Genomic DNA, 12,864 nt, shown 5'->3' on the forward strand with positions numbered 1-12,864 from the left:
TTATGGTACAAGGCAAGCTTTAATCGCATCTAAGCAAAGAAGCAACGCAGTAAAATGATAATGCGTTGCCTCATGTATTTATGGCTTAAGTTCTCTCAGTGGAATGAGAATACAAACTCAGATTTGAGGAATATTAGTCATTCAACTCATTCATCGCATCATTAATAGTATCCGCACCCGTCGTTGTTAATTTAAGCATCCAATTTATAACAACTTGGTCTAAAATTGGTAGACTTTCAAAAATAGCCATGACCTCGGGGAATAGTTTGATGTAATCCGAAATAAATTTACTCACAATAGCAGTTAGGGTCTTAACATTGAACATAGCCATTTTAATATGATCATCTGCGCCAGCAGTAAATAGGTTGCGGTACTGGAAAACACTCACATTAGAAGGGTGGGCGTATAGTGATAAGTAAGTGTAAAGTGAGCCAGTTAAGTCCGGCTTGAAGCCCATAAATTGAATTATCTCTTGCCAATGCACTTTTATAGCATCACCATTAACTAGTTTTATTCGATAGTCCTTGTCACCTATAACTCGATTAATTAATGCCTTTTTCGCTTCTGTAAGAGCCAAATATGGTTGTGATTGATGAATGGATTGAATTGTCGAATCTATCTCAGCGGCTTCTGTTGCTGCCTTTGCAATGTTTTCTGGTGAAGAATTTTGATCAACAAACCTTTGACGGTACTTTAAGCCAGCAATAACCCACATCTTATACAACATATCTCTTTGCTCTTCAGAATATTCTGATCTATACACGGTGTGAAATGTTGAGGCAAGCTCAACAATATTTCGGACCCCTGATGCTATTATTGTTGGATCAATAAAATTATGTAGCCCATTTGGGCCATCTGCATAATTAAGTCCATTTAATAATTGACGTAGATTTAATAGTTTTGTAAACACCATTTGCAGTACTAGTTTTGCTTCCCCTCTTAACTGACTAACAACTGGATTTGTGTGTTCATTAATTACTTTGAATAGGAATCCATTGTAAATGTCTAAAACTGCCTTTGAATCATTCAATTCATTTGCAAGTAGAAGACGTTGGGCATCTTCTTTTAATTGTTCTTTACTCATATATGATTGCGTTTAACAATAAAGATAAGATTTACATTGTAGTTGCGCAATGTAAAGTATTTTGTTCTGATAAGGCTCGAGGCTTTGTGATGCTGATTCCAGTAGCAAGTTTGGGATTGAATTTGATGTTTTTTGAGTTTAAATTGCACACATGATCTTGTTTTTGTCCTTGAGATTTGCTATGTTATCCATTTAATAATTATAACGAATGAGAATAAGTAAAGTTATTGATTTAGAATATTACAGAGATCAATTAGAAGATGTTATTGTTAGTGATGATGGACTTACCGAGTTTAGATTTACATCTAGAGTTCAAGCTAATCCCGATATGGATTTCCCAGAGGAATATGCTAATATTGGGTCTGTTATTATTAAAGATGTTACTAAAGGCGATATTTATCATGCCAACTATATCTTAGTTGATTTTGGTATGCGTATTGATTTGGATATTACTTTTAAGGATTTCCGGATAATATTATCCTCTTTTCCTTTGTGGGAGATAGTCTCTGGCAATCAAGGTCAGTTATTGGGCAGATTTGATCATGTTATGGAGCTGTTGCATAGTTTTCCAATTGATTCTGTAAGAATTAATAGTGTGGCTTAGTGTTGTCTCGATTTTCATTGTACTCCTTAATCGCCACTTCAATTATTCTATCTCTGATAGCATTATGCAGGGCATACAATTCAATAAAATGCGCTGGTGGTTCATTCATCTTTTTTAGTTCGTCCATTATCTGACTAAGCAAATCTTTTAATGGGTTAAAGTCAAAATCACTTTCAAGACTATAGTAATATGTTGGAATAGAGGCTCCAATAAATTCCCAGCTAAGAGAACCTTCAATATCTCGCAGCACATCATTGTAGATGAAATTTTCTAAAATAAGCCCCTGATTACGGTCTATTTTATCTCCATAAGCGTTAAGAGCCAACTTTTCATGAATAATTTGAAGTTGATAATGTAGGTTACGAAATCTTGATTCAGTTGACGGAGTAGAGTTAGGGTCACTTAAAACATCCCTGAGTTGTGATTGCTGAGATTCAAAGTCTCGAAGTTTAGTATTGAGATCAGCTGTATCTCTACTATATCTTTCATAAGATTTAATTAGAGATGAGGTTTGCTCAATCTCTTTATTCACTTTAAGAAACTTTTGAATATTCTCATATTCTTGATCATCTTTCATCCTATATGGTCATTAAAATTCTTATTATTGAGGCTTTATAGCAACTATTGCTTTCGGTTAATCCATTATGCGCATAGCATCATCAATAGCTTTTACAATATCTGATATGGCTCCTTCAAGTTCTTTTGGAAAGTTCGACCAGTCGAAGTCATCTCTGTCAGACCCTGAACTTGATATTTGAGTAAAAGTGACTTTTTGATTTCCGACAAACCCACTCCAATGAATTGGCGGACTCCATGTTGTATAATTAAATCCTTGGTCGGCGTTTAGGTAGAAATGGCTTTTTAATCTTGAATTACCGTAATCTGTATATTCTCCTGTGACTTGATACATTGTTTAAAATTTAAATACAATATAGTAATTGTCACTGATATTTAAGCTCACCGTCTGCGAACTGAGAAAATGTGTGAGAACTGGTAGCTGTATAGCAGCGAGGTTCGATCTATGTTTTAACACAAGCGTTAGCGCAGCATTTTCGATTACGCAGGTGAGCTGAGAAGTGGAATGCGATTAGATTTATTCAGGATAGAGCGAAGCACTCAATCTCCTTATATTTCCCCATTCTTTTCAACCTATTTTCTAATCCGTTCTGTTTTGTTAGTTTTGAGCTTTAAATTAAGAATAAAATGAATCATTGGTTAGTAAAATCAGAGCCTTTTAAATACAGTTGGGAAAAATTTAACGAAGATGGCCGTACCTTTTGGGATGGTGTGCGTAATTATCAGGCGAGGAATAACCTGAAAGCCATGAAAGAAGGCGATTTAGTGCTTTTTTACCACAGTAACGAAGGGAAAAACGTAGTGGGCATTGCCAAAGTGGTAAGAGAATTTTACCAGGATCCCACTACTGATGATGCCAACTGGGTAGTGGTCGATTTATCGCCGATAGAAAGCCTGAAAAATCCGGTTTCTTTAGAGCAGATCAAAGCTGAACCAAGTTTAACAGATATCTCTTTGGTGCGCCAGGGCCGTTTATCGGTAATGCCACTTAAAGCTGAAGAATTTGATAAGATTTTGGAAATGGGGGCTTAGTCTTAGTCCAAAGTCCTTAGTCGAAAGTCAGGAGCCTGTTGAACGAGGGGTTATGGTTGTAATAAAGTTTGGAGTTGGGCGTTTGGAGTGGATTGATTGAATTTAGTCCGAAGTCTTGAGTCAGCAGTCTTTAGTCGATTTTAACAATTAACCGATTTAAACAGTTAACCGATTAACCAATCTAAACAATTAACCAACTAAACCGCTCTCGAATGAAAATTTTCTTTTTATCGCTCTGTTTCTTTATCAGTAATCTGTTTCTCAACAGCGTTAAAGCGCAGGAATTTATCAATTACCAGGTAAAAGTGGTTTCTGATTCTTTACCTGTGGTAAAAGGTACCATAGAGAAAATTTCTCCTGAAGGTGTCGCTGTGAATGATGGTTATGGGAATTACATCATGCTCCGCGCTAAAAATATCATCAGCATCCGCTTAAAGAAAAAAGGCATTAATACTGGTAAAGGATTTCTGATCGGGACGCTTGCCGGCGCGGCAATTGGTTCTTTGGCATTTACAGATAACAACAATGCATCTGGCAACGAGCAACTTGTGGCATTTTTGGCTGCTACCACTCTGGGGGCTGCAGTAGGTACAACTTATGGCCTTATTGCCGAACTTAAGGCTAAAAAGATGTTTTTGAAGATCAATAAAGATGTAAAATTGTTTGCTACTGAGTATAAAAAATTGGAAATCTATTCCAAAGCTCACTATATTGATAAACCTTAGGCGCCAGTCGTATTTAGTCCAATTCCTGAGCCGGTAGTCTTTAGTCGATTTACTGGTTTGAAGTTTGGTCTCAGTTAACCAATTAACCGATTAACCAGTTTATACAATTAACCAAATGAACCAATAACATCATGAAGTCTATCTATGTTGCCCTCCTCTTTTTCTTCTCCCTAAGCTATGCCATGGCGCAAAATGTGAAGCCCTATATTGCTGTGATTAAAACTGAAAAAGGCAAACAAAAAGGAATTTTATATAAAGTAGATTCGGCAAGCGTAATTCTAAATCACGATGGCGAATTTATTACCGTTCCCTTAAATGATATTAAAACGGTACAGATCCGAACAATTAAAAAAGGTTATAAAGGGATGAACCTGATAAAAATAGGTACACAGGACCCCGATCAATACAAAATAGATAAGCGCGGCAAATTAGTTGATAAATGGGGCAAAGAAGCACCAACCTTAGAAGAAGAAGCTGGAATTACTTTTTTCTCTGTTATTTTTACCGCAATTGCCAACGCTGTTGCGCTACCCATCCATGCCATTAACCCAAATGTAGCCAGGTTTAATCTCGATCAAAAAGAAGCCAATAAAATAAACGAGCTGAGTTATTATTCCATTTATTACCAGGCCAATCCAGATGTTTTGGCAGAACTGCAGCAGTTGAAATCTATTTCATCTACGATTAGACGTTAGGCGTTGGGCGTTTGGCGTCGAATGAAGCTAAATCTGTCTAGATAGATCTCTCCATTTCGCTGCGCTACAGTCGAGATGACGATCATTCTATTGGAGTTTGTCAATGGTAAGTATTCATGCATTGCTTCGTAGGTCTTCTGCGTTCAGAATGATAAGCAAGTTGAAGTTGTGGCCTAGTGGCAATTAACCATGATCTATCAACCAATAAACCATTAACCAGCTTATAAGATTAACCCAATGAACTACTGAACCACATTATTTCTTTTACTCAGCGTAATTCCCAGCGTCATTACAATACTAGAACCCAATACCACAAGGAACAAAAATGGCGTACCCACTTCCTGTATTTTTAGCGATGCAGGCAGGTTGAAATAAAGTAAAATGCTGATCAGTCCGCGGGGGGCGATGTATAAAATCGGGCCTAAATTATCCTTTTTAAATATTTTAAGGAAGAGCATCCTGATAAGGTATATCGTGATCAGAATGAAAAAACCATTCGCCAATACAATCTTGTTGTTCAATTCGCCAATGTTCATTGTAAAACCGAAAATAACAAAGAAGAAGGTTCGTAAAATAAAGGCACTTTCGGCCGATAACTGGTAAAGCTGCGATAAATCGGCTGTTAAATTCTTGTATAAAAAGATGCTCCTGAACCAGGCGTGCTGGATGGTATCGGCATTGTTCAGGAATAAACCCGTACTCAAAATCAGCACCAGCGAAGATAGGTGGTAGGATTGACCGATGGCATAAACCAGAATAAGTATGGCAATAATCAGGAAAAATTTGATGTGGTGTACCAACCTGCCCATAATATATAATAGCACCACACAGGCAATGGCCGATAGTAAAAGGATGAGAAAAGTACTTAAACCCAGACCGATAAATGCGGAGGTATTGACTGAATGGTTGGTAATGGTGAAATTAAAAATGATGATCCCCAGGATATCAGAGAAAGACGATTCGTAGATCACAAACTCTTTATCTTTATTGTTTAAGGCTGCGGCCGATGGAATGGCAATGGCCGAACTGATTACGCTAAAAGGGATGGCATTGGCAATGCAGGTATATAAATCGTGGTGCGAAATCTGGTAAATGATGGTCGTAATTACGCTGATGGTACCGAGCAAAATGGTTAAAGCCGAAAAAAAAGCGCTTTTAATGATCTTGTTTTTTTGTTGATCATATTTAAGTTCGAGGGAGCCCTCAAAAACAATCAAAATTAAACCTACTGTACCTAAAGTAGGGAGGATAGATAGAAAATTAAAAGTCTGTATTTTAAGATAATCGACCAGGAAACGCAAACCAATACCCAATAAAAGCAGCAATAAAACCGATGGTACTTTGGTTTTACTGGCCACTAAATCAAACAGATAAGAAAAAATAACTAATCCGCTTAAAATAATAAGAATGGTATAAGTTGTCATATTTTTCAGCGTAGGTAAGCCGCTAAAATAAAACAATCAAGCCAAGCAAGAAGGAATTTAATGTAAAAATTATGCTTTAAAGAAAAGTGCCTTTAATTCACTGGCATCATCCGGGTTCATTTTTCCACCCAAAACCAGGCGCAATTGCCTGCGGCGCAGGGCACCATCAAACAGATCAGTTTCTTCGGGTGTTTCTGGTATCAGCTCCGGCACTGGTATGGTCCGCGCACTCTGATCTACCGCAACAAAAGTATAGTAAGCCTCATTACTTTTTTGGCGGGCACCGCTTGGGATATTCTCGGCCCAAACATCCAAACGCACCTCTACAGAGGTATTAAATGCCCTGGTTACCTTAGCCTCAATGGTAATCACATCGCCTAATTTAATGGGATGTTTAAAAGAAACGTTATCAACAGAAGCTGTAACTACAATGCGGTTACAGTGTTTTTGAGCAGAAATAGCAGCCGCAATATCCATCCAGTGCAGCAAACGGCCGCCCATCAGGTTATTTAACGTATTGGTATCATTTGGCAGTACCAACTCGTTCATGATGGTAAAACTTTCTTTGGCGAATTTCTTTTTAGGGATCATTTGAACGCAAAAGTAACAAAAATGTATGTTAAATCTTACCTTAAATGGATTCCGGTAGATTTTAATGGGATTTTGCTGATGATTAAATACATTTATGAAGATTGTAATTTGTAGGTAAGGAGAAAAATTAGTGGCAATCAATCAAAAAACAATTCAATGCGAATCCTGTTGTCATAAAAAATTAAATTAATGCAGAACCAGACACTGATCCAGTTTTTTCATTGGTATTATAACGAAGAGCAAAATTTATGGACAAAAGTGGCTTCCGAAGCCGCTCATTTAAAAGAAATAGGGATTACTGCGGTTTGGCTTCCGCCGGCTTATAAATCGAACAATGCCGCTTACGATGTGGGCTATGCCACTTACGATTTATTCGATTTGGGTGAATTTGACCAAAAAGGCGGTGTGAATACCAAATATGGCTCTAAAGATGAATATATCAAGGCTATTGAAGCGCTGCATGATAATGGCATAAATGCCTTAGCCGATGCCGTTTTTAACCATAAGGCTAGTGGCGATGAAGTGGAAAAAGTGAAGGTGAGAACGGTAAACCCTGATAACAGAAACGAATTTACCAGTGATGTTTTTGAAATAGAAGCCTGGACAAAGTTTACCTTCCCGGGGCGAAAAGGTAAATATTCTGAATTTATCTGGGACCACAATTGCTTTAGCGGGGTAGACTGGGCCGAAGACCTTAAGAAATCGGCCATTTATTCTATCCAGAATAATGTAGGTGAAGGGTTTGAAGAAGTTCCTTCTACCGAGCTGGGCAATTACGATTACCTGATGTTTAATGATATTGATTACCGTAACCGAGCCGTAGTAGAAGAATTAAAATATTGGGGCGAATGGGTGGTAGAAACCACTAAAGTTGATGGCTTTAGGTTAGATGCGGTAAAACACATTAATCCTGGTTTTATAACCGAATGGATTGACCATTTGAATCAGAAATTTAACCGCGAGTTTTTTATTGTTGCCGAAGATTGGAATGTGGTAGATATAGCGGGACAATTGGAATACATTGAGCTTACCGGAGGCCGTACGCAGATATTTGATTCGCTTTTGCACCATAATTTTTTTGTGGCCAGTAAGGATGAGAGTTTCGATATGCGAACCATTTTTAATGATACTTTGGTCCAGATTAAGCCCGAACTGGCGGTTACTTTTGTGGATAACCATGATTCGCAACCATTACAGGCATTAGAATCTTATGTGGATTTTTGGTTCAGGCCGTTGGCTTATGCCATGATTTTATTGCGTTTACAGGGCATTCCTTGTTTGTTTTTCCCTGATCTATATGGCGGCATTTACGATGATCAGGATCAGGAAGGGAATGAGGTTCACGTAGAATTGGTAGCGATCGCGGCAGTAGAAACCATGAGTAAAATTCGTACTACCTTAGCTTATGGTGAGCAACGCGATTATTTTGATCATGGCAATTGTGTAGGCTGGACAAGGGAAGGGGATGAGGAACATGAAAATAGCGGACTTGCGGTATTGTTAAGTACAGGCGAAGAAGGATATAAAAAAATGGAAATAGGCAAACGTTTCGCCGGAAAAACCTTTGTTGATGCTTTAGGCTACAGGGAGCAGGAGGTAATAATCGATGAAAACGGCTGGGCAGAATTTCATTGCAATGCGGGCAGTGTATCGGTTTGGGTGTTAAAGGTGGGCGTATCATTAAGTTAAGGTTTTTAACCACAGATGTACACAGATAAAAACGGATTTTACATCTGTGTTCATCCTTTTTATTTGTGGTTGAATTATTTTCACCCGTGCCGATGGCTTAACTTAATGACATTGGGTAAGGTATTTTATCCAATCCTTGGTCTGTATCCTCACAGACCGTTTATGATGATTTTAGATATTGGGTGTATTGTGGGATATTACGCAGTGTTCTGTGGGGACACAGACCATGGTTATCGGATCTTAATTGGTGTTTAATGGAGATGAATTCTCTAGACGTATCGTCATTCCCAACTTGATTGGGAATCTTAATGCAATAAGCTATAAGATTGACTGAGCAATAGTGGTCACTCCCTGAGTCTGTATTATAGGTACAATTAATTATAATATTCTTCTACCCCCTCAATCCCGGCCTCAGCAATGACGACCACACTAACGAACTATGCATTATGTAGATTATTGGCGTCAGCACGGAAATGTCTAATAGTAGCACTGCCCTGAATTAAATAAACCTGATCGGAACGAACATCCCGGTTTTTGATTCGATCAAATCAGTACGAACTTACATTGGGATAAAATGTAGAGCAGGACTACCGGAACCGAATCTGTAGAAACCTGCTTTCCAAATCATTTTAGTTTTAAAGCTCTGTTAAGCCCATGGTGTGTGTCCTCATAGAACATATCGGATTGAAATTATAATTAGATAGAGGGAAACAATCTTTATAATAAAGCTATAAGCATGAAAGATTGCTTCGGCTCGCTCAATCCCGGCCTCGCAATGACGACCACACTAACAGAACGTATCAGATTGAAATTATAATTAGATAGAGGTCTGTGGGGACACAGACCTCGGCAAGGGGATCTTATTTGAGTTTTCTAAAGGAGATTATCCTTAGAGGTATCGTCATTGCGAAAAGGCTTTTTCAGCCGACAGCCTGCCCCGATTTTCGGGGAAGCAATCTTTATAATAGAGCTATAAGCATGAAAGATTGCTTCGGCTCTGTTCATCCATGGTCTGTGTCCTCACAGAACATTTATCGAACGTATCGGATTGAAATTATAATTAGATAGAGGTCTGTGGGGACATAGACCTCGGCAAAGGGATCTTACCTGGTGTTATAAACGATATAAATTCCCTAACCTGCTACAAAAAATTATCCTCAGCCCTGTATGCTGAAATAACCGCCAATTCTCCTTCTTTTCCGCTTTTAGAATTGCCATGCTCCATACCCATTACGCCCTTATAACCTTTTTGATGTAGATGTTTAAACAGGTTTTTATAATTGATTTCTCCGGTTGTTGGTTCTTTCCGGCCAGGGTTATCGCCAATCTGGATGTAGGCAATTTCATCCCAGCAGCGATCGATGGTTTTAATTAAATCGCCTTCGGTACGTTGCATGTGGTAAATATCGTACAGGATTTTACAGGAAGGACTTTTAACGGCCTTGCAAACGGCATAAGTTTCATTCGTTTTTTGTAGGAAAAGCTCTGGTGTATCGCTCAAAGTTTCCAGTACCATAATTAATCCGTGAGGCTCGAAAATTTCGGCACCTGCACGTATGGCATCAATTACATTGGCAAACTGGTTGCCGTAAGGTAAATTACGCTCATAAAAACCCGGAACCACCGTAAGCCATTTTGCATTGCAACGTTTAGCCGCTTCGACCGATTTTTTACAGGTTTCGATAAATTTATCTTTAAACTCTTTTTTGCCAGTGGTTAAGGAGGTTTTCCAGTTATCGCCCCCGTCTACCACGAAAACTCCCATTCGCATCCCCAGTTTTGACAATAGATTGCCTATTTTTTCCTGTTCTTCAACAGAGCGGCCGAGATAGCCATTATCTTCTATAGAACGGAAACCTTTATCGTACATGAACCGGATCTGATCTAAAAAACTTTTGCCGGCATGGTTTTCGAACATACCCTGATGCGGCGCATAATCGAGGTTAAAAGTTTTATCGCTTAATTTATCATTTGGTTTTTCAGCAGCAAAAGTATTGGTAAATCCTGTTCCTGTAGTAATGGCACCGGCAGTGAGCAGGCTATTTCTTATAAATTCACTTCTTTTCATCGGTTTGGTTTTAACAGATATTAGCGTGTAATTAATTTTTTAAATCCTGTAGTTAGCGTATCGGCTACTTTGCCATCTTTTTGATGATATACAAAATAAGCCTCGAGGTTTTTCCGGCTTTCTACAAAGGCTATGGCATCTTTAAGGTGCATGGCCATTAAGGCATTATCGTAGCCATCGGCAGTAATGGCATCATTAGCATAAACCGTAACGCTGATCATCTCATTGTCTAAAGGATAACCGGTTTTAGGATCAATCAGGTGCGAAATTTTCTTCTTTCCGCTTTGATGGAATTTGCGGTAGTTGCCCGAAGTGGTAATGGCTCCGGAATTAATTGCGGCAATATGTCTGATTATGGGCGTTCCGTCTTTATCCGGACCCTCGATACCAATTTTCATGGTTTCGCCATTGGGTTTGGGTCCAGATATCCTGATTTCGCCACCCAGTTCGGCTACATATTGTTTAATTCCTTTTTGTTCAAGATAAGCTGCAATTAAATCGACGCTGTAACCTTGTGCAATGCCATTTAAATCGATGTGTACGCATGGTTTTGATTTGATGAGCCATCCATCTTTTAACTTCAGGTTTTTCATGCCCACGCAGCTGAGGATCGATTTGATGGTAGCCGGATCGGGTTCTGATTTAGCCTCTTTTGGGCCAAATCCCCAGGCCTGAACCAAAGGTGCTACGGTGATGTCGAAAATGCCTTTCGTATCTGCATTGATCTCAAAACTTCTTTTGAGCACATCGTTCATAAAACGATCGGTTTTGATTTCCTTTTCGGCGGCGTTAAACTGATTTATCAATGTTCCCTTTTTGTAAAGCGACATCGATAAATCAATTTCATTTAATAAACTGTCTATGCCCTGTTTGGTTACCAAACTATCGGTGGCATAATACATTATAGCGTAATCGGTCCCCTGTGCATAACCGTTAATTTTGTATTGCCGGATTTCTTTTTTCAAAGAAAAAGCCAAAATCGGCGGTAGCAGTAGCAACAAAAATCTATAACGCATCTTAAATAGTTAAAGCACTTTTGCCTGTCCTGGCATAGCGATAGGGTATAAGCCATTCGCATCGGGCATTAGGCGTGGATTGGCATCCCATGCAAAACGCTCTGGCAATAAACTGTTGTTAGCGGCCAATGCTTCATCCCATTTAATGGTTTGACCAGAGTAGGTAGCATAACGGCCAATAATGGCAGAGAATGTGCTGGTTGCAGCGTAGTCTACGTTACTAAATTTATATTCTCCTTTTGAAACCGCATCGAACAGCTCATCGTGTTCGGTTTGGTAAGGATTTGCGTTTCCTTTGGTATTGTGGTTATAAAGTTCTTTGCCTTTATAATCTTTCATAATGGCCTGGTTACTTCCTGAAAGATAAATTTTACCTTTTGTACCTTGAAAAGATTCATCTACACGGTTGCTGATGCCTTCAAAATGCCTGCACTGGCTGTTAATTACCGCACCATCGGCATAAGTTAATTCGATAGAGTGGTTATCGTAAATTTCGCCATAATCTTTACCGGTTCTCCAGGCACGGCTTCCTGTTCCCTGTACTGAAACCGGGTGTGCATTTTTGATCCAGTTGGCAATATCGATATTGTGTACGTGCTGCTCTACAATGTGATCGCCGCATAACCAGTTAAAATAATACCAGTTTCTCATTTGGTATTCCATTTCGGTTTGGTTTGCTTTGCGTGGACGAACCCAAACGCCACCGCTGTTCCAATATACCTGGCCCGACATAATGTCGCCAATGGCACCATCGTTAATGCGTTTCATCGACTCGCGGTAATTGGTCTGGTAACGTCTTTGTAAACCCACTACCACGTTTAATTTTTTCTTTTTGGCTTCTTCGGCAGCGGCCAGCACCTTTCTAATCCCCGGAGCATCAACAGCAACAGGTTTTTCCATAAAAATCTGTTTATTTTGTTTTACCGCTTCTTCGAAATGGATAGGACGGAAGCCCGGAGGAGTGGTTAACAGCACTACATCAGCCAATGGAATGGCTTTTAAGTAAGCATCAAAACCTACAAACTGACGCTCTTTAGGAACATCTATTTTTGCGCCAAATTTAGAGCTTAAAGATTGGTAACTGCTATCCAAACGATCCTGAAAAGCATCGGCCATAGCCACCAGTTTAATATTGAATTTGGTGCTTAAGGCCTGGAAAGCTGCTCCTGTACCACGGTCGCCACAGCCGATTAAAGCTATTTTAATAGTATCTGAGCCTGATGCGTAAGCTCCTGCCAATGGAATGCTGCTTAACATGGCACCACCCGCAAGCATGGCAGTTGCCTTTAAAAAATCGCGACGATCTTGTTGGTTAATTGGTTTTTTCATGTGTTTAGTTTTTATTTTGGTTAGATAGGGT

At 39.1% G+C, this 12,864-nt stretch carries 13 protein-coding genes; 5 read left to right on the top strand and 8 right to left on the bottom strand.

The features are described 5' to 3' along the window. Positions 1 to 133: 133 nt before the first annotated feature. The gene (locus U859_RS0112685) at positions 134 to 1,084 is read right to left on the bottom strand and encodes a hypothetical protein (RefSeq protein WP_025143743.1); all 951 of its coding nucleotides are present in this window, start codon (positions 1,082 to 1,084) and stop codon (positions 134 to 136) included. A 208-nt stretch (positions 1,085 to 1,292) separates the two neighbouring features. On the opposite strand from U859_RS0112685, the gene U859_RS0112695 reads away from it, so the two are divergent. Then, positions 1,293 to 1,688, top strand: a complete 396-nt coding sequence (locus tag U859_RS0112695; RefSeq protein ID WP_025143744.1) for a hypothetical protein — start codon at positions 1,293 to 1,295, stop codon at positions 1,686 to 1,688. Here the strand turns inward: U859_RS0112695 and U859_RS0112700 are convergent. Continuing rightward, positions 1,672 to 2,265, bottom strand: coding sequence for a hypothetical protein (locus U859_RS0112700; RefSeq protein WP_025143745.1), 594 nt, complete (start codon positions 2,263 to 2,265; stop codon positions 1,672 to 1,674). The two genes, U859_RS0112695 and U859_RS0112700, sit on opposite strands and share 17 nt — an antisense overlap. Before the next feature lie 57 nt (positions 2,266 to 2,322). Next, on the bottom strand, positions 2,323 to 2,598 hold the full coding sequence (locus U859_RS0112705; RefSeq protein WP_025143746.1) for a hypothetical protein: 276 nt from the start codon (positions 2,596 to 2,598) through the stop codon (positions 2,323 to 2,325). Between the two features lie 293 nt (positions 2,599 to 2,891). Here U859_RS0112705 and U859_RS0112710 point away from each other — a divergent pair, with 293 nt between their 5' ends. From U859_RS0112710 to U859_RS0112720, 3 genes are all read left to right on the top strand, one after another. Next, positions 2,892 to 3,296: an EVE domain-containing protein gene (locus U859_RS0112710; protein ID WP_025143747.1), complete on the top strand. Its 405-nt coding sequence runs from the start codon at positions 2,892 to 2,894 to the stop codon at positions 3,294 to 3,296. 212 nt (positions 3,297 to 3,508) lie between these two features. After that, positions 3,509 to 4,021, top strand: coding sequence for a glycine zipper family protein (locus tag U859_RS0112715; protein WP_025143748.1), 513 nt, complete (start codon positions 3,509 to 3,511; stop codon positions 4,019 to 4,021). Between the two features lie 131 nt (positions 4,022 to 4,152). Further along, positions 4,153 to 4,716 carry a hypothetical protein gene (locus U859_RS0112720; RefSeq protein ID WP_162799926.1) on the top strand — a complete coding sequence of 188 codons (564 nt, stop codon included), beginning with the start codon at positions 4,153 to 4,155 and terminating at the stop codon, positions 4,714 to 4,716. A 242-nt stretch (positions 4,717 to 4,958) separates the two neighbouring features. On the opposite strand, the gene U859_RS0112725 is transcribed toward U859_RS0112720, so the two are convergent. Together U859_RS0112725 and U859_RS0112730 are read right to left on the bottom strand one after the other, a co-directional pair. Further along, on the bottom strand, positions 4,959 to 6,140 hold the full coding sequence (locus U859_RS0112725) for a cation:proton antiporter (RefSeq protein ID WP_025143750.1): 1,182 nt from the start codon (positions 6,138 to 6,140) through the stop codon (positions 4,959 to 4,961). 69 nt (positions 6,141 to 6,209) lie between these two features. Next, complete coding sequence (locus U859_RS0112730) at positions 6,210 to 6,731, bottom strand: acyl-CoA thioesterase (RefSeq protein WP_029985722.1); 522 nt, start codon at positions 6,729 to 6,731, stop codon at positions 6,210 to 6,212. A 189-nt stretch (positions 6,732 to 6,920) separates the two neighbouring features. Between U859_RS0112730 and U859_RS0112740 the strand changes: the two genes are divergently transcribed. Further along, positions 6,921 to 8,420 carry an alpha-amylase gene (locus U859_RS0112740; RefSeq protein WP_025143752.1) on the top strand — a complete coding sequence of 500 codons (1,500 nt, stop codon included), beginning with the start codon at positions 6,921 to 6,923 and terminating at the stop codon, positions 8,418 to 8,420. Positions 8,421 to 9,561: 1,141 nt separating this feature from the next. Here U859_RS0112740 and U859_RS0112745 read toward each other — a convergent pair. From U859_RS0112745 to U859_RS0112755, 3 genes are read right to left on the bottom strand one after another with little or no spacing between them, the layout of a single operon-like run. After that, positions 9,562 to 10,488, bottom strand: coding sequence for a hydroxypyruvate isomerase family protein (locus tag U859_RS0112745; RefSeq protein WP_025143753.1), 927 nt, complete (start codon positions 10,486 to 10,488; stop codon positions 9,562 to 9,564). A gap of 20 nt (positions 10,489 to 10,508) precedes the next feature. Beyond that, positions 10,509 to 11,504 carry an FAD:protein FMN transferase gene (locus U859_RS0112750; protein WP_025143754.1) on the bottom strand — a complete coding sequence of 332 codons (996 nt, stop codon included), beginning with the start codon at positions 11,502 to 11,504 and terminating at the stop codon, positions 10,509 to 10,511. Between the two features lie 9 nt (positions 11,505 to 11,513). Then, a complete protein-coding gene (locus tag U859_RS0112755) occupies positions 11,514 to 12,833 on the bottom strand; it encodes a Gfo/Idh/MocA family oxidoreductase (protein ID WP_025143755.1) in 1,320 nt (439 codons plus the stop codon). Between the last annotated feature and the right edge of the window lie 31 nt (positions 12,834 to 12,864).

Source organism: Pedobacter jeongneungensis (assembly GCF_000633455.1).
GTDB lineage: Bacteria > Bacteroidota > Bacteroidia > Sphingobacteriales > Sphingobacteriaceae > Pedobacter > Pedobacter jeongneungensis_A.

Bases quoted from the DNA above. Each gene is read 5' to 3' on its own strand.
- U859_RS0112730 (WP_029985722.1), bottom strand. From the start codon at position 6,731: ATGATCCCTAAAAAGAAATTCGCCAAAGAAAGTTTTACCATCATGAAC.
- U859_RS0112695 (WP_025143744.1), top strand. From the start codon at position 1,293: ATGAGAATAAGTAAAGTTATTGATTTAGAATATTACAGAGATCAATTA.
- U859_RS0112710 (WP_025143747.1), top strand. From the start codon at position 2,892: ATGAATCATTGGTTAGTAAAATCAGAGCCTTTTAAATACAGTTGGGAA.
- U859_RS0112745 (WP_025143753.1), bottom strand. From the start codon at position 10,488: ATGAAAAGAAGTGAATTTATAAGAAATAGCCTGCTCACTGCCGGTGCC.
- U859_RS0112705 (WP_025143746.1), bottom strand. From the start codon at position 2,598: ATGTATCAAGTCACAGGAGAATATACAGATTACGGTAATTCAAGATTA.
- U859_RS0112715 (WP_025143748.1), top strand. From the start codon at position 3,509: ATGAAAATTTTCTTTTTATCGCTCTGTTTCTTTATCAGTAATCTGTTT.
- U859_RS0112700 (WP_025143745.1), bottom strand. From the start codon at position 2,265: ATGAAAGATGATCAAGAATATGAGAATATTCAAAAGTTTCTTAAAGTG.
- U859_RS0112755 (WP_025143755.1), bottom strand. From the start codon at position 12,833: ATGAAAAAACCAATTAACCAACAAGATCGTCGCGATTTTTTAAAGGCA.
- U859_RS0112685 (WP_025143743.1), bottom strand. From the start codon at position 1,084: ATGAGTAAAGAACAATTAAAAGAAGATGCCCAACGTCTTCTACTTGCA.
- U859_RS0112720 (WP_162799926.1), top strand. From the start codon at position 4,153: ATGAAGTCTATCTATGTTGCCCTCCTCTTTTTCTTCTCCCTAAGCTAT.
- U859_RS0112740 (WP_025143752.1), top strand. From the start codon at position 6,921: ATGCAGAACCAGACACTGATCCAGTTTTTTCATTGGTATTATAACGAA.
- U859_RS0112750 (WP_025143754.1), bottom strand. From the start codon at position 11,504: ATGCGTTATAGATTTTTGTTGCTACTGCTACCGCCGATTTTGGCTTTT.
- U859_RS0112725 (WP_025143750.1), bottom strand. From the start codon at position 6,140: ATGACAACTTATACCATTCTTATTATTTTAAGCGGATTAGTTATTTTT.